The 15,722-nt window shown below is 61.1% G+C and carries 16 protein-coding genes and 2 pseudogenes; 13 read left to right on the top strand and 5 right to left on the bottom strand.

The features are described from left to right. Positions 1 to 206: 206 nt before the first annotated feature. The 10 genes and pseudogenes from MAXJ12_RS33560 to MAXJ12_RS39520 all read left to right on the top strand — a co-directional run. Complete coding sequence (locus MAXJ12_RS33560; RefSeq protein WP_008840699.1) at positions 207 to 1,181, top strand: CobW family GTP-binding protein; 975 nt, start codon at positions 207 to 209, stop codon at positions 1,179 to 1,181. Positions 1,182 to 1,214: 33 nt separating this feature from the next. Next, positions 1,215 to 1,715: a DUF1097 domain-containing protein gene (locus MAXJ12_RS33555; RefSeq protein ID WP_040589615.1), complete on the top strand. Its 501-nt coding sequence runs from the start codon at positions 1,215 to 1,217 to the stop codon at positions 1,713 to 1,715. Between the two features lie 36 nt (positions 1,716 to 1,751). Continuing rightward, entirely contained in the window at positions 1,752 to 2,498 is a 747-nt protein-coding gene (nthB, locus tag MAXJ12_RS33550) for a nitrile hydratase subunit beta (protein WP_008840697.1), read from the top strand. A gap of 23 nt (positions 2,499 to 2,521) precedes the next feature. Next, on the top strand, positions 2,522 to 3,139 hold the full coding sequence (gene nthA, locus MAXJ12_RS33545) for a nitrile hydratase subunit alpha (protein ID WP_008840696.1): 618 nt from the start codon (positions 2,522 to 2,524) through the stop codon (positions 3,137 to 3,139). Positions 3,140 to 3,152: 13 nt separating this feature from the next. After that, positions 3,153 to 3,479 (top strand): nitrile hydratase accessory protein, encoded by a 327-nt coding sequence (locus MAXJ12_RS33540; RefSeq protein WP_008840695.1) that lies wholly within the window; start codon positions 3,153 to 3,155, stop codon positions 3,477 to 3,479. 66 nt (positions 3,480 to 3,545) lie between these two features. Further along, a complete protein-coding gene (locus tag MAXJ12_RS33535) occupies positions 3,546 to 3,734 on the top strand; it encodes a CbtB domain-containing protein (RefSeq protein WP_008840694.1) in 189 nt (62 codons plus the stop codon). A gap of 12 nt (positions 3,735 to 3,746) precedes the next feature. Continuing rightward, positions 3,747 to 4,460 carry a CbtA family protein gene (locus MAXJ12_RS33530; RefSeq protein WP_008840693.1) on the top strand — a complete coding sequence of 238 codons (714 nt, stop codon included), beginning with the start codon at positions 3,747 to 3,749 and terminating at the stop codon, positions 4,458 to 4,460. A 185-nt stretch (positions 4,461 to 4,645) separates the two neighbouring features. Next, a complete protein-coding gene (locus MAXJ12_RS33525) occupies positions 4,646 to 5,650 on the top strand; it encodes a GlxA family transcriptional regulator (RefSeq protein ID WP_008840692.1) in 1,005 nt (334 codons plus the stop codon). Positions 5,651 to 6,205: 555 nt separating this feature from the next. Continuing rightward, positions 6,206 to 6,685: a transposase gene (locus tag MAXJ12_RS33520; protein WP_008840690.1), complete on the top strand. Its 480-nt coding sequence runs from the start codon at positions 6,206 to 6,208 to the stop codon at positions 6,683 to 6,685. Between the two features lie 257 nt (positions 6,686 to 6,942). Next, positions 6,943 to 7,135 (top strand): annotated as a pseudogene (locus MAXJ12_RS39520) (RNA polymerase subunit sigma-70); the annotation flags it as partial. Positions 7,136 to 7,345: 210 nt separating this feature from the next. On the opposite strand, the gene MAXJ12_RS33515 reads toward MAXJ12_RS39520, so the two are convergent. Continuing rightward, a complete protein-coding gene (locus MAXJ12_RS33515; RefSeq protein WP_008840689.1) occupies positions 7,346 to 7,972 on the bottom strand; it encodes a glutathione S-transferase family protein in 627 nt (208 codons plus the stop codon). A 121-nt stretch (positions 7,973 to 8,093) separates the two neighbouring features. On the opposite strand from MAXJ12_RS33515, the gene MAXJ12_RS33510 reads away from it, so the two are divergent. Further along, complete coding sequence (locus MAXJ12_RS33510; RefSeq protein ID WP_244421694.1) at positions 8,094 to 8,471, top strand: helix-turn-helix transcriptional regulator; 378 nt, start codon at positions 8,094 to 8,096, stop codon at positions 8,469 to 8,471. Here MAXJ12_RS33510 and MAXJ12_RS33505 read toward each other — a convergent pair. Both MAXJ12_RS33505 and MAXJ12_RS33500 read right to left on the bottom strand, forming a co-directional pair. Next, positions 8,452 to 9,575: pseudogene (locus MAXJ12_RS33505) on the bottom strand (tyrosine-type recombinase/integrase); the annotation flags it as partial. The gene MAXJ12_RS33510 and the pseudogene MAXJ12_RS33505 sit on opposite strands and share 20 nt — an antisense overlap. 81 nt (positions 9,576 to 9,656) lie before the next feature. Then, positions 9,657 to 11,234 (bottom strand): glycosyltransferase, encoded by a 1,578-nt coding sequence (locus MAXJ12_RS33500; RefSeq protein ID WP_008840687.1) that lies wholly within the window; start codon positions 11,232 to 11,234, stop codon positions 9,657 to 9,659. Between the two features lie 409 nt (positions 11,235 to 11,643). On the opposite strand from MAXJ12_RS33500, the gene MAXJ12_RS33495 reads away from it, so the two are divergent. After that, positions 11,644 to 12,486, top strand: a complete 843-nt coding sequence (locus tag MAXJ12_RS33495; RefSeq protein WP_008840686.1) for a transporter substrate-binding domain-containing protein — start codon at positions 11,644 to 11,646, stop codon at positions 12,484 to 12,486. Here the strand turns inward: MAXJ12_RS33495 and MAXJ12_RS33490 are convergent. Further along, positions 12,473 to 13,315: a sterol desaturase family protein gene (locus tag MAXJ12_RS33490; protein ID WP_008840685.1), complete on the bottom strand. Its 843-nt coding sequence runs from the start codon at positions 13,313 to 13,315 to the stop codon at positions 12,473 to 12,475. The two genes, MAXJ12_RS33495 and MAXJ12_RS33490, sit on opposite strands and share 14 nt — an antisense overlap. 7 nt (positions 13,316 to 13,322) lie before the next feature. Continuing rightward, entirely contained in the window at positions 13,323 to 13,736 is a 414-nt protein-coding gene (locus MAXJ12_RS33485; protein ID WP_008840684.1) for a tellurite resistance TerB family protein, read from the bottom strand. Positions 13,737 to 13,956: 220 nt separating this feature from the next. Here MAXJ12_RS33485 and MAXJ12_RS33480 point away from each other — a divergent pair, with 220 nt between their 5' ends. Next, positions 13,957 to 15,609, top strand: coding sequence for a lysine--tRNA ligase (locus MAXJ12_RS33480; RefSeq protein ID WP_008840683.1), 1,653 nt, complete (start codon positions 13,957 to 13,959; stop codon positions 15,607 to 15,609). The last annotated feature ends 113 nt before the right edge of the window (positions 15,610 to 15,722 follow it).

Raw genomic sequence — 15,722 nt, 5'->3', positions numbered from 1 at the left:
TTATACTGACGTATGGCAGAATCTTGCAGTGATTTGGCCGAAAATGAAATACTCTAGCCATTGTGCAGCGCAGCTAATTTAGCTGTAATACCCCCATGTCCGTCCGATGTCGACGGTCTGAGCTTTCGCAACAGTCAAAAACTGCGACGATGAACTCGGATTTCGTCCGGGGGCAGCGCTTCGTCCAACAGGGCAAACACGGGCCAATGGGAAAACTGAAGACGAGCATTCTTACCGGATTCCTTGGGGCCGGAAAAACAACACTCCTGAATCACCTGCTCTCCACCTCACAACATGAGCGCATTGCTGTCATCGTCAACGAATACGGTGAGGTCGGCATCGACGGGAAACTGGTCGTCGAAGCAAAGGATGAGATCATCGAGCTGAACAATGGCTGCATCTGCTGCACAGTCAGAAGCGACCTGATCTCAGCAATTCAAGCCTTGCTCGCTTCGGGCCGTCCGATCGATCGCATCATTGTTGAAACATCGGGGCTCGCCGATCCAGCACCGGTCATCCAATCTTTCGTTCTCGACGAGGTTCTTGCGGAGCGCCTGCAACTCGACGCCATTATCACCGTCGTCGACGCCCGGCACGTGGAACGGCACATGGCCCTTGATGAAGCGATGGAGCAGATCAGTTTCGCCGACGTACTGCTGCTCAACAAGACCGATCTTGAGTCAAAGGAGTCTCTCGCTCTTACGGAGAGCAAGCTTCGGCACCTCAATCCGCTGGCAAGGATCGTCAGGACACAGTCGAGTGTGGTCGATCGCTGCGCCGTTCTCGACATCGGCGCCTTCGATCTGAAAAATATCCTCTCGATCGATCCCGACATTCTCGAAGAACACGATCACGAGCATGACCAGAGCATTGGCTGCGTGGCGATCCGCGAACCCGGCGCACTGGATCCGACAATGTTCAACGCTTGGATGAACCGGCTCGTGCAGGCAAGCGGCAAGGATATGTTTCGCATGAAGGGCGTCCTTCAATTTGAAGGGGATCCTCGTCGCTACGTCTTCCATGGCGTCCACATGACGCTCGAAGGCAGACCGGGCAAGGCATGGATGCCATCGGAGCAACGGATAAGCGAAATCGTCTTCATCGGCCGCAATCTCGATGACCGTTCACTTCGGAGCGGATTCGCGAACTGCCTGGCGCACCTCAGAGAGCTCGCTTCCTGAATCCATTCATCAGCCAAAAAGAGGGAACAAAGCATGTCACGACTTATTGCCCCAATGGTCAGCCTTGGCATCCTCGGCGCCATTGATACCTACGTCACGGCAACTATCATTCCGGTCCCTGTCTGGGTCACATTCATTGCTTGGGCATCGTTCTTCGCCTGCGGCGGCGGGAAACAAGGGTTGATCAAGTCGATTGTCTCGAACTGGACCGGCATTCTCATCGCCACAATTACGTTGATCATTATCCAGTTCGGACCCGCGCACCCGATCTTTGCGGCGATCCTGGTCGGCCTCGGCACATCGGCGATGATCCTCGTCTCGGGCATGAAGATTTTGGATTTCCCGCCGGCGATCGTCTTCGGCTTCGCCTCCCTCGTCGGCACGACGGCCGCCATGAATACGAGCATCATTACCGCTGACCTCAACCACCCGACGCTTGTGGCCATGGCGGCCATGCTGCTCGGTGGGATCTTCGGCCTCTTATCCGAGATGGGTACCGCGCTGTTGTCCAGCAAGAAGCCCGTCGCGGCCTGATGCGCTCCCAAGGCATCTTCAAGAAGGATCATTGATATGAAGCTACAGCATTATCTCGGCGGACTGGAGAATCTCGGACCGGTCAGCACGGACGTCCGTGTGTTCGTGGAACCGTGGGAGACCCGGATTTTCGGCATCCACACGGCGATGATGGCCCTCTCCTCGCAGCTGTCCCTGCCGAAGACACCGTCGACGTTTACGACGGTCTGGACCTGGGCCGATCTCCGCAAGGGCGCGGAATCGCTCAACCCGTTCGACTATTTCAAGTATCGCTACTACGAGAAATGGCTGGGGGGCATTTCCGGCTATTTCATCGCCAACGGCTACATCACGGCCGAGGAGCTGGATGCCCTGACGGAGGAATACTACAAGAATCCGTCGAAGCCGCTGCCTGTGGCCGGCGCCGCCGAGATCGACGAGCGAGTGGTGCAGTATCTCGTGGAAGGCGACAGCCCGAAGCGCGACGTCCAGGTCACCTTCGAATTCACGGTCGGCGACACCATCGCGATCAGGAACGTCCCATCGGTCGAGCACACGCGCCTGCCCGGCTTCCTGCGCGACAAGACGGGCACCATCGAGACCGTCTACGACGGCGCCTATACCTACCTCTGCGACACCGGCCCTGACGGCGTCGGCGAAGCAATGCCGGTCTATTGCGTGCGGTTCGAACCGGCCGCGCTTTGGCCCGGCAACGCCGAGCCGAACTTCAGTCTCTATGCCGATCTTTACGCATCCTACCTGGCGCCTCTCGAAGGAGAGATTGCGACCGCCAAGGCAGCTTGAACACCCATTTGAGGAGCACACGGATGGATGACCGCTTCAAATACCGGGATGACCGCGAAGCTTACAGTGCAGCGCGCGTCAGGGCCCTAGAAGCCCTTTTGATCAAAAAGGGCGTCATCACCGACAAGAGCGTCGACACGGTACTCGACTTCTTCGAGACCAGGATGGGGCCGTTCAACGGCGCCAAGATCGTCGCCAAGGCCTGGTCCGATCCGGCGTTCAAGGATCGGCTGGTCGCCGATACGCCAAAAGCGATCGCGGAGTTGAACCTGCCGGAAGGCATGGCGGGCGCGGAGGGCGAGCACATGCGGGCTGTTGCCAATGGCCCGCATGTCCATAACCTCATCATCTGCACCCTGTGCTCGTGCTACCCTTGGCCTGTACTGGGCTTGCCGCCCTATTGGTACAAGGACCCGACCTTCCGCAGTCGCGCTGCCCGCGAACCGCGCGCTGTCCTAAAGGAGTTCGGTCTCGCCGTTCCCGATGCCGTGGAAATCAAGGTCTGGGATTCAAGCGCCCAGATTCGCTGGTTCGTGGTGCCGGAGCGGCCGGCCGGGACTGAGCATCTCTCGGAGATGGAATTGGAAGCCCTGATCACGCCCGAGACGATGATGGGCGTCGCCGTCGCCAAAGCCTCCTGACGGAGAAAGCGCCATGCTGACCCACTACGAAGGCTTCGCCATGACGGAAATGATGGGCAAGCCGGACAATCCGCCCCGGGCGAACGGTTCGCTCTGTTTTTCGAGCGAATGGGAACGCACCGCTTTCGGGATGGCGCTGGCGCTGGCCAAGCAGGGCTATTTCGAATGGGACGATTTCCGCGACGAACTGATCGCGGAAATCAAATCATGGGAAGATGCCCATCCCGTGGACCGTTCGTCGTGGAATTACTACGACCGCTGGCTTGCCGCGCTGGAAAAGGCTGCCGTCAAGACCGGCGTACTGGATGCCGACGAAATCAAAGCCGCTTTCGCGACCTAATCTAAGCTCAACTCAAATCGTAAAATTCGGGCGGTTGTTCCGCCTGACCAGATCAAAGGAAACCCGATGTCCGCCTCTCAAGCCATTTCCACTGCCAAGGCCGGGATCGACACGTCGATCGTTAATCTGCTGCAATCGGCGCTCGCTGTCTGTTTCGGCCTGATGATCATCGGGCTCGTGGGCTTCTCGCATATCGATGTGCTCCACAATGCCGCCCATGACAGCCGGCACGCGAACGCGTTCCCTTGCCATTGACGGGAGAGGCACATGTCGCTTTTCCGTTCCATCGTCTTCGCTTCCGTCCTGGTCGGCCTCATAGTCGGCGTGGCGGTCAGCGCTGCCCAGTTTCTCGGCACCAGCCAGCTTATCTTGAAAGCCGAGGTGTATGAGAAGGCCGTCGAGACCTCCGGACAGCACGCGGCAGCCTCCAGCAAAGACCACAGCGCATTGGCGGTTCACGCTCACGAGGCAGAAGCGTGGGAGCCCGCAGACGGCTTTGAGCGGCGCGCCTACACCGTTGTTACGAATGTCCTGACGGCGATCGGCTATGCACTCGTGCTGACCGGCATTATTGCCATACGCGGCAAACCCGTTACCTGGCGCGAAGGCCTCCTTTGGGGTCTGGCGGGTTTTGCCTGCGTAGTGCTCGCCCCGATATTCGGTCTTCCGCCGGAACTGCCCGGGACGCCGTCAGCGCCATTGCCCAACCGTCAAATCTGGTGGATAGGCACGGCCTTTGCGACGGCCGCCAGCATCGGGCTTGCCGTATTCGTCCGAAAGCCTTGGGCCGTAGTCGCCGCCGTTGTTCTGGTCGCCATACCGCATTTGATCGGCGCGCCGGCCGCACCTGACGGTGCACATGCGCTGGCGCCTGAAGCTCTCGAACGTGAGTTCATCGAGCACGCAGTTTTGACCAGCCTAGTGTTCTGGCTTCTGCTTGGTTCGCTGAGCGGCACGCTTCTCAGCCGCTTCGAGACATGACGCGAATGGAGCCGGCGACGGATTGGCGTCCCTCGCCGTGCCTTGCCGGTCGCGCGCCCGCACCCAAACGGTTGCCCCCCTGAAACGGCAGATTCGTGTCAGGCACGAAGCTTGCTTGTAACAGCATACGCGAAAGCAGACGGCGGCTGTGCCGGATGCCTCCGCCAGATGAGGATGCTCCACCCATGCGCATCGTAATTCTCTCACCACCTGGGGTTCAGTCGCTGGACATCGTCGGGCCGGCAGAGGTCTTCTGGGAGGCGGCACGCCGCCTCAACGACATGGGCGCCTATGATATTCAGATCATGTCGACCGGCGCTCCCTCAATAGCCGGCACGGGCCAGCTGCGCTTCCTCGCCGACAGAACGATCTTCGATCCGGACGAGCGGATCGACACGCTGCTCGTTGCAGGCGACCCGTCATTTCAGGACATTGACCCCAGGGTGATCGACTGGCTGCGGCGGCGGATTCCCACAGTTCGTCGTTACGGCTCCATATGCACCGGCGTCTTTCTTCTGGCGGCCGCCGGCCTGCTTGGAAACAAGCGGGTTACAACGCATTGGGAGTGTGCACAGAAATTCAGCAATGATTTTCCCGATGTCGATCTGGATGCCGATGCGATCTTTATCCGCGACGGCTCGTTGATTACCGCCGCCGGTGTGACCGCGGGGATCGATCTGGCGCTCTCCCTTGTTGAGGAGGATCATGGGCGCGAGATAGCCATGATTGTCGCGCGCTACATGGTGATGTTTCTCAAGCGCCCTGGGGGTCAGTCACAATTCAGCGCCCATCTTGTCGGCCAGATGTCCGAAACGACGATGATCCAGAAGGCGCAGGAATATGTCCTCACCAATCTCACCGCGCCCCTCAGCGTTGATCATCTGGCACACAAGATCGGCATGAGCACGCGAAATTTCGCTCGCGTATTCCGTCGCGAACTCGGCGTCACACCGGCCGAGTTCGTAACTGCGGCCCGAACGGATGCCGCCCGCCGCCTGCTTGAGGATACGACACAGCCCTTGCAACGGATAGCAATCTCGAGCGGGTTCGGCGACGTCAATACAATGCGCAGGGCGTTCGCCAAAACAATCGGGGTAAGCCCACACACCTATCGCGGTCGCTTCCAGAAATCCCGGTTCAAGCCCGTGGAGTGGACGGCGTTCGAAGCCGCCGAAGCGCGCGCGAACTGACTTCGGCCAACAGTTTTCTTGAAGGGCCGGCTGTAGCCCGCTTTTGATTAGCCAATCTCGCGGCAGCATATTGCGGCCATCTTCGTGCAGCCGTCGATAAGGCGTGCGGCCGACTGCATGCGCCACTGCGTCAGAAACTGAATGGCAGAATAATCCTACGAGATGGACAAAGCGGCTAATGCCGCCGCGATAGGCAGGCGCGGGATTCCAGCTCGTGCAGCGCCATCCATAGGGAGACTCCGGCAGCATGACCAGGACCTTGCCGAGAAAGCGGTTGCGCAGCCAGGCAGTCAGGCGGTCTGCCGGGCCGGAAGAGACTGAAATGCTGGCGCATCATCTCGAGGAAGAGGAGTTCGTCCAGCCGCGAGCGAATGGATTCGCTGCCAAGCACGAAAGCGCGCCTCGACAAGAGTAACATCAATCAGCTGGCCCGCATCATGTCTATGGCTCCGACGGTGGCACTGAGGAGCACAGCTCTCAGCCTACGGTTGACAAAACCAGCAAGTTCTTGATGCTGCACGCGAGAACAGATGTTGACATCGTTAGGAGCGCCTCATGGCCGACCTCAAGGAAACCGAGGCAAACCAGGTATCAGCCGAGGTGCACGTGAAAGAACAGACACCTGATAGAAAGGAAAAGGCTCCGAAGCCGAAGAAGCGAACCGGGCAGCAGGCAGGTGCCCTACGAACCAGAGCCGCCAAGTCGGTCCCACAGGCGTCTTCATCTAAAGCGGTCGCTTCGCCTAAGGTCCAGACAGCGCGGAAAATATACTCTGAAAAAGAGCGGGCCCAAAAGCTCGGCGAGATCGAAAAGCAGATCGGACGGGGAGAGAGCATCAAGGCCGCTGTCCAGAAAGCCGGAATATCGGAACAGACCTACTATCAGTGGAAGAAGGCTGCCGGGCAGACAACTCAGAGCGACGGGCTCAAGGATCTGGTGAAGCTTGAAGAAGAGAATGCGCGTCTGAAGAAGCTCCTCGCCGACCGGCTCCGGAAAGAAAACGCCGAACTCAGGAAAAAGCTGGGACTTGCTTGAGCTGGTCAGCGGCCAAGGCTGATCCGTTCGCATTGGGCCGAATGCTCTTTTGCTGACTGTGTTTCGGGGCTTTCTAGTAGTAGCCTCGCTCCGAGCTTCCTCGCGAGGCAGCGCGCTTCCGCGAAACCGCTGAAGTCCGCATAGTCGGATGGTATGGGGAACTCTCAGCGTCACCGACCGGAGCTCGGACGCGCCGTTGGGATGGACCTGGATGCGGGTTCCAAAGGCTTCAGGGCAATGCTGTTTGCCTGCGTCCTCCGGCGATCCAGGCCGGCGTGCGCGCGCCACTGATCCTGCAGCCTATTTTAGGCTTCGACGCAACATCGATCGCCTCGGCCTTCCCAGTGTCGCCGACAACGATGGGCCCAGCGCTGATGCGCGCCAAATACCACATCCGCGCATCCGTTCCGCGTGCCGGAACGGACCGGGCTCGACGAATGGTTGAGCGCACCTGATGAGCTTGGCGGCGACAAGCGACTGCCGACTACCAGATTTATTGGCAGAGCGCGCCGGTCTTCTGGCCAGGCTCGGCAAGACTCTGAAAGCGGCCGCAGCGTGATCGGGCGATCGGCCTAGAATGCGACGGCCATAGGCCGGTACCTGCAAGAACGACGGGCGGGGCTCGGCCGCGTGGAAAAACCGTGAACCAGGGCCATTGGTTCAGGCCGGCCACATGGCGTGGGAGGCGTTCAGTTTCCTCATCACCTGATGCTCCCGCAACCCGGCCCACAGGCGTTCGATGCTCGGCCAGGCGCTCGGAACCTTTTCAACTTGAGGATGCCAAGCCACCAGCATGACGAGATAGATGTCGGCCAGCGAGAGCCGGTCGCCGATTAGCCAGTCCTGGCCTTCGAGGGCGGCATCGAGAATGGCAAAGCCGCGTTCCATTTCGGCAATCGCAGCCTCCTTCACCGCTTCCACGCCGCCAGGGTCAGTCGTGTAGCGATGGGCGTAGTAGAACCGCAGGTCGGCCGGATAGATGACCGACGACATGAAGATCATCCAGCGCAGGAAGTCGGCGCGGCCGGGTGAATTCGCCGTCGGCGCCAGGTCCGCCTCCGGGTGGCGCTCGGCGAGCAGGATGCAGATCGCCGCCGACTCGGTCATCGAGCTTCCGTCCGGCAAGATCAGGACCGGGACCTGGTTGAACGGGCTGATGTGGAGAAAGGCCTGGTCGGGTGGGTCCGACTTCGGAACATCGATCTGGTCGAATGGCACGCCCGCCAAAGCGAACGCCGCCTCGACGACGAAGCCGCCGGTGTTGGGGCGCGTATAGAGCTTGTACATGAAATCCTCCGCCAGCCTGCACGCCGTAAGCCAGTGCACAAGTTGCCGAAAAGGGCGGCATCGTCGCATCTGATGGCTATAAACGGATTCGGCGCTTCATGTGATCTTTGGCCCGGAACTTTTGAACGTTTTCGCCTTTCAGGTCCGAGACATGGTCGAGCGTCAGCAGAATTCGGACGCACAGAGCGCCAAGGATGAATCGCAGGCGCTCCCTGTTTTACCCCACATCGGATCGCGTCCGGTACGGCGCACCATCCGGCGGGCGCAGTTGCGAGAGATTGTGCCGTTATCGGCTACGACTATCTATGAGATGGAGCAGCGTGGCGAATTTCCGCGGCGCTTTTATCTGACGCCGCGCTGCGTCGTTTGGGACCTGGCCGAGGTCGAGGCTTGGCTCGAGGAGCGACGGCGCGCCTCCGAAGCCGGAAGGATCGAAACGGCGCCCGCGCCCGATGTACGGCTGCGCAGGACGCGGCCGGTCAAGTTGGATCGAGAGTAATCGATTGGACTGTGGGCGGGTGGAGCGTCGGCGTGTGCTTCTTCCCTACATGCCACGCGTCGATCATGTCAGCCCATTCCTGCAACATGTGCCGTCGCTGCGGTTCGTATTCCGCCTTATTGTAAACGCCGCGCGACGTGCGGTTGTCCTCATGCGCGAGACACTTTTCGATCCAGTCGCGATTGAAGCCGAGCTCATTGAGCAGCGTCGATCCGGTGCGTCGCAAATCGTGCACCGTGAAAGGTTCAAGCAGCAGCCCCTGCGTTTTCGCCCGTTCGACGATGGCCATGGTGACGCGGTTGAAAGTCGCGCGCGACATCGGCTCGTCGGCGTCGTACCGTGACGGCAGCACATACCGCGAATTCGCGGCGCAGGTCTTGAGCGCGACCATAATGTCGAGCGCCTGCCGCGAGAGATAAACATTATGGGGCTTTTTTCTCTTCATCCGCTCTTTCGGGATGCTCCAGACAGCATTCTCGAAATCGACCTCATCCCAAGTGGCGTCGAGCAACTCGCTCTTGCGGACCATGGTGAGCAGGATCAGCTTGAGCCCAAGACGGATGGTGGGCAGGGTCGCCACATGCTCGAGCTCACTCAGCATGGTCCGGATCTCGCCTGGGCTGAGGGCACGATCCTTCGGTGCAAACGTGGCGATGGAGGCCGGCCCGACGTCATCGGCGGGGTTGGCGACCTTCTCGCCGTGGAGAACGGCATAGCCATAGATCTGCTTCACGATGTCCCGCACGTGGATGGCCGTGGCCGGCGCGCCGCGCTCCTTTACCCTCGCGCAGAGTGCCCGCAGGTCGTCAGGCGTGATCTCGGTCAGTAAAACTGCTCTTCCAGACCGGCAGGATGTCACGGTCGAAACTGGCCGTGCGCATCGAGCGCGCGCTGTCCGCCATCTTGGCGTCCCTGAACCAGCGCTTGCCCGCCTCGCCGAAAGTGGAGGCGGCAGAAAGCCTGCGCTTTTCGCGCTGCTTCTCCTGAGCGGGCGATTTGACCTCCGCCACCATCTTCCGGGCCGCGAGGCAGCACTCCCGCGCCTTGGCCGTCCTCTCCATCGCGACCGAGCGTCATGGTCTCATATCGCGCTGAGACCGGAAATCGAAGCGCCGGAGTGCGAGGGTTTTGTCCGATTTGTTGCTATAGCGTTGCTATGCTGTCAGCCTAGTCTCCGAAATTTTCTCAAAACTCATTTATTATGAGATACTTACTGGATTCAACCCAAAGGTGCATCCAGCCCTTGAACCAGCGCGTGCGCTGCGGCCGCCACGTCTTGAAGTCCTCCGGCCCGTCTTCGAGAGTCGGGCACGAAATCGTCTCGGCGCGGTAGCCGAAGCGCGCGAGGCGAAGCCCGAGATCGGCGTCCTCGGTCACGTTGTAGGGATCCCAGCCGCCGACGTCGGCAAGCGCGGCGGCACGGAAATGGTTGGAAGTACCGCCGAGCGGGAACATCACGCCCTTCGCCGCAAGCCATGGCAGCAGCCGGCGGAAAAGCGCTGCATATTCAAAGGCGAACATGCGCGAAACCATGGTTTCGGTGCGGTTCGATATTTCGAGCGAGGCCTGCAGGCAGGCCAGTTCGGGACCGCTGGCGCGAAATCTCTGCCAGGCTTCCATCAATTGCTGCGGGTGCGGACGATCCTCGGCATCGTAGAGCACCACGAACTCGCCTGAGACCAGCGGCAGCGCATAAGCCAGGGCCTTCGGCTTGGTGCGCGGCGTGCCGGGCGGCACCGCCACCACTTCAACGTAGGATCTCAGAGGGTGCGCGTTGATCGCCTCGATCGTTTCCAGATCATCAGCCTCGCAGACCAGCTTTATCTCAAGCTTGCTGCGCGGCCATTGCAACCTGCTCAGGGCCCGGAGCAGGTCAGGCACGACGTTGGCTTCGCGATAGAGCGCGACGAGCACCGAATAGACCGGGCAGTCGGGCGAGGAGCATTCCTGATAGCGGCGCTGCGGCGGCGGGGTCCAGGCCGTTGCGGCGACCCTGAGGCCGACACAGGCCAGAAACAGCGTCGAGAACAAGATGTGCAGAGCTAGCGGGGCGCCGGACGGGAAAAACAAAAACGCGACCGGCAATGCGGCCGAAAGCACGCCGAGCGCGTAACCCTGCCACCCCGTGACGACCGTTCTCGCTGAGCAATCAGCGTGGCGGTCGGATAGTTCGGTCAGGGCGGCTCGGGCTAGAAGCGGCGCGGCGCGCTCGAGCAGAGCTTTGCGCAACACCGATGGCGCAACGATGCGGAGTCGCCGCCTCAGATCGGTATCTCTGCCGCACAGCCGGCGCAGGGTAGAAAAGCTCGCCCTGTCCGGCGCTACCAGAAGCGTGCTCGCGCCGGCTTTTTCTTCCATGCGCGCCAAGAGGAGCTTTGGAATTGGCCGGCGCAGCAAGGTCAGGCAGTCAGCGTCTCGGATGAGCAATTTGTTGGCGTCGACAGCTGACTGAAAAGGCACGTCTAGTTCATGCGCTATGGCGCGGTAGAGCGCCCGCTCTTCGACAAGGCCCGAGGCCAGCAACTCGCCGAGGAACGTGGTTCCATGGGAGCCGGCGTTGGATGCCACGCGCAGCGCCGCCTGGAACGACACCCCGACCCGGTCGAGAACCGGCTGCCAATCGGCAAGTTCGGGAAGGAGAAGAGCGGCAAAGAGACTGATCCCGGTATCGCCCGCGGGGGCATCGGACTCCGGAAGACCGACGACAAAGCTGCCTATCGGTCTGGAATGGTGTCCAGTTAAGTCGGCGTCTAGGATACCCATGACACGCCGCGCAATGGTGGATAGAACTGCGCCCCGAAACACAGCCAGCGCCCCAGCCAACGCCTGCCGACGTTGCCGAAAATCCAGATATCAGGTATCGGAATACCGCCGCATGAAAGCGGCGGCTGCAAGAAACCGCACCCCACCGGCAACCCCCCGTTGCCACCTGCAATTGAACGATGTTATGCGCGCAATCCGATTACCGCCATTAACCTTGGGTTGCAGGGATAAAATTTGTCAGTTCTTGGCAATAGTCCGGTAACCATGCTTCCGGCCGAATGGATGTTTCCGCCGAAGCGGGGCGACTGTGTGCCCTCTGCATCGCCGGAAAGCTGCCGCTCGCCGCAGCGCTGGGAATCGTACTCGACCGGCGCTAGAACAAGCTGACATCCGTTGCCTAGGAACCCAAATGAAGTTTCGCGCCGTCCTTCTGGCCGCATTCTGCGCACTGGCACTTGCCTGCGGCCCCGCACTCGCGGCCGAACCGCAGGTCCCGATGTTTTGGGACGCCAAGGAGCGCCTGCCGAAACCCGACCTGTCGGGGCTGGCCAGGCTGCGGTTCCTGACCACGACGGATTTCCCGCCCTTCAATTTCCTCGATGGCGAAGGCCGCCTGTCGGGATTCCATGTCGACCTGGCGCGCGCCATCTGCGCCGAGCTCGACATCGCCGACAAATGCCAGATCCAGGCTGTCCCATGGGCGGAACTGGACGGCATGCTGCAAAGCGGACAGGGCGAGGCGATCATGGCCGGCGTCGCCGTGACGCCGGAATCGCGGCTGAAATATGCTTTTTCGCGGCCATATCTGCGGTTTCCGGCGCGCTTCGCCATGACGAAGCCGACAGCGGTGTCCGAACCGGTATTCGATAAGCTGGAGGGCAAGCGCGTCGGCGTCATCGCCGGCTCGGCGCACGAGCGCATGCTGCGCGCCAATTTTCCGGGCGTGAAAATCGTCACCTATTCCAGGCAGAACTGGATGCTGCAGGATTTGAAAGCCGCCAAGGTCCCCGCAGTCTTCGGTGACGGCATGCGTCTCGGCTTCTGGCTGGCGGGGAGCGAAGCCGGCGGGTGCTGCCGGTACGCCGGCGGCCCCTATCTGGCGCCGGAATATCTGGGCTCGGGACTGGCTATCGCCACTAGGGCCGACGAGCCGGCCTTGGCTGCCGCGTTCGACGCGGCGCTGCACCAGATCGCGGTGAAAGGCGTCTTCGCCGAACTCTACCTGCGCTATTTTCCGGTCAGCTTCTTCTGACATAGGCGCTCGGCCGCGAAACGAACGGCAAGGCCAAGCACTGGCCGAGCCGCGCCGCTTCGCTCGCGGAATACCCCGAAAGCCCTATCGCAATGCCGTCGTGGCCCTTTTTTGGCTGGCTGACATAGGTTCTGAACAGCCTGTCCCACAACGACAGATTGAATCCGTAATTCGAGTCCGTCTCCGTAAGATCGTTGGAGTGGTGGACGCGGTGCATGTCGGGTGTAACGATGACACGGCGAAGCCACCGATCGACACGCTTGTCGATGCTCAGATTGGAATGGCTGAACATCGAGCCGGCGTTGAGCACGATCTCGAAAATCAACACGGCAAGCACCGGCGCGCCGAGCACTACCACGATCGCAGCCTTCCAGAACATGGACAGGACGATTTCCAGCGGGTGGAACCGCAGCCCGGTGGTGACGTCGAAACCGGTGTCGGCATGATGCATCCGGTGGATGCGCCACAGCAGCGGTATCTTGTGGCTGGCGACGTGTTCGAGCCAGACCGCGAAGTCGAGCATGATAAAGGCGATGACGCCGCCCACTATGCCGTCCAGGCCGGCAAGCCGCAGCACGCCCCAGCCGCGTGACTCCGCCCAAAGCGCCGCGCCGACCGCGGCTGCCGGGAAGATTATCCGCAGGACCAGCGACGACAGGACGACCATTGAGATGTTGGTGAACCAGCGCCGCGTTTTCAGCGCCCCGCGCAACTCGTCGCGTTCGAGGCGCGGCGACCAGAGCTCCAGAACCGCCAGCGAGCCGAATACCGCAAGGAACACGGCCCCTCGGATCCATGCTTCCGGAAAGCCAGCGCCCTCGCCCATCATCCCATCCTCATGTCAGCGTCCGGTGGCGGGCCTTGGTCGTCCGCTCGATCGCGGCGACGGTAGCGTCGTCGACGTTGAGATGCTGGCGCAGAAGTTGCAGCACGCGAAGCTCTTCCATGCGCATTTCCAGATCCACGGTGGCGACCTCAAACGCCATGGCGTAGGCGGTGTCGTGGAGATGCTCGGGGATTGCCTTGCGCGCGAGGGTCAGGAGGCCGGTCATTCCACCATTCTCGTGGAGCCGCTTTTGGCAATCCTGGGCGATGCCGATCAGCCTCTCGTCGTCGAAGCCCTCGAAAATCGGCCAGGATCGAACCACATTCCCGATCCGGGCCAGTTCGACATCAGTCATGTCGCGGTCGGAAGCGGAGGTCATCACCATCAGATAGATCAGCGCTTCATGCGCGGTCGGCAAAGCCATTCCAGTCCCCTTCGTTTTTCGTTGCCGCGAAGGTAGGAACGCGGCCATGTCCCCGCAAGGAAAAACCGGGCCAATGTTGACGCCCCCGACCGGCCCGCATAGAGACCATCTGCAAATTCGCCCGGCGACATACACGCGAAATGCGGCGGCCGGGATTGCCGAACAGCCCCACAAGCACAGAACCGGCAACCGCTGCCGACAGGAATACAGGACAGGCACAATGGCGAGATCAAATGTGATCGATCTCAACCCCGAAATCCTCGAGGCGGCCGCCGACAGCAAGGCGTGGCCGTTCGAGGAGGCGAAAAAGATCGTCGCTCGCTACAAAGGCCGCGATTTTCCGGAAACGGTGCTGTTCGAGACCGGCTACGGCCCGTCCGGCCTTCCGCATATCGGCACGTTTGGCGAGGTCGCGCGCACCTCGATGGTGCGCCACGCCTTCCGCATCCTGACCGAAGACAAGGTCGCGACCAAGCTGCTCTGTTTTTCCGACGACATGGACGGGATGCGCAAGATTCCCGATAGCGTGCCTGATCGCGCATTCCTCGAACCGTACCTGCACATGCCGCTGACCTCGGTACCGAACCCCTTCGTCGGCGACTACGAAAGCTTCGGGCATCACAATAACGCGATGCTGCGGCGCTTCCTCGACACGTTCGGTTTCGACTACGAATTCGCGAGCGCGACCGACTATTACAAGTCGGGCCGATTCGACACGATCCTGAAGCGCGTGGCCGAACGCTACGACGCGATCATGGCGATCATGCTGCCGACACTGGGCCAGGAACGGCAGGCGACCTACAGCCCCTTCCTGCCGATTTCACCCACGTCCGGCCGTGTGCGCTACGTGCCGATGAAGCATGTCGACGCGGCTGCCGGCACCATCACCTTCGACGACGAAGACGGCACGGAAACCACGCTGCCGGTTACCGGCGGCAGGGTCAAGCTGCAATGGAAGCCGGATTTCGGAGCGCGCTGGGCCGCGCTCGGCGTCGACTTCGAGATGTTCGGCAAGGATCACGGGCCGAACATGGGCGTCTATGACCACATCTGCGAAGCGCTCGGCGGGCGCGCGCCGGAACACTTCGTCTACGAACTCTTCCTCGACGAGAACGGGCAGAAGATCTCGAAGTCGAAGGGTAACGGCATCACCATCGACCAGTGGCTCGCCTATGCGCCGACCGAGAGCCTGAGCCTCTATATGTACCAGAAGCCAAGGACGGCGAAGAAGCTCTATTTCGACGTGATCCCGAAGGCCGTCGACGAATATTACACCTTCCTGTCTGCATACCAGAAGCAGGATTGGAAGACCCGGCTCGGCAATCCCGTCTGGCATATGCATGACGGCCATCCGCCGCAGATCGACCTGCCGGTGCCGTTCGCGCTGCTGCTCAATCTTGTCAGCGCCTCCAACGCCCACGACAAAAGCGTGCTGTGGGGCTTCATCTCGCGCCATGTCGCCGGCGTGACGCCGCAGTCGCACCCAGAACTCGACCGGCTCGCCGGCTACGCCATCCGCTACTTCGACGATTTCGTTAAGCCGGCGAAGGTATACAGATCTCCCGACGCAGTGGAGCGCGAGGCGCTTCAGGCGCTGTCGGACGCGCTTGGCACGCTGCCGGCCGATGCCGACGGAGAAGCTATCCAGAACGCCTCGCTCAATGTCGCGCGGAAAATCGAGCGTTATCAGGATCATAACAAGAAGAGCCCGGAAGGCGGACCCGGCGTTTCGGTCGCATTCTTCCAGATGATCTATCAGGTCCTGATCGGCCAGGAGCGCGGCCCGCGCTTCGGCTCCTTCGTGGCGCTCTACGGCATCGCCGAGACGCACGCTCTCATTCAGAAGGCGCTGTCGGGTCAGTTGACGGCCTAGGCAACGTGCTGACGGACGAGGACGGCGGCGGCAGGGAATTCTTGTCCGGCGGCCGGCCGAATATGCCCTTCTTCGCGGCGCGCGCCTTTTCCTCGGCGTCGCCATAGGGTCCG

This window comes from Mesorhizobium alhagi CCNWXJ12-2 (genome assembly GCF_000236565.1).
GTDB classification, from domain to species: domain Bacteria; phylum Pseudomonadota; class Alphaproteobacteria; order Rhizobiales; family Rhizobiaceae; genus Allomesorhizobium; species Allomesorhizobium alhagi.
This window is presented reverse-complemented; position numbering and strand designations above follow the sequence as displayed.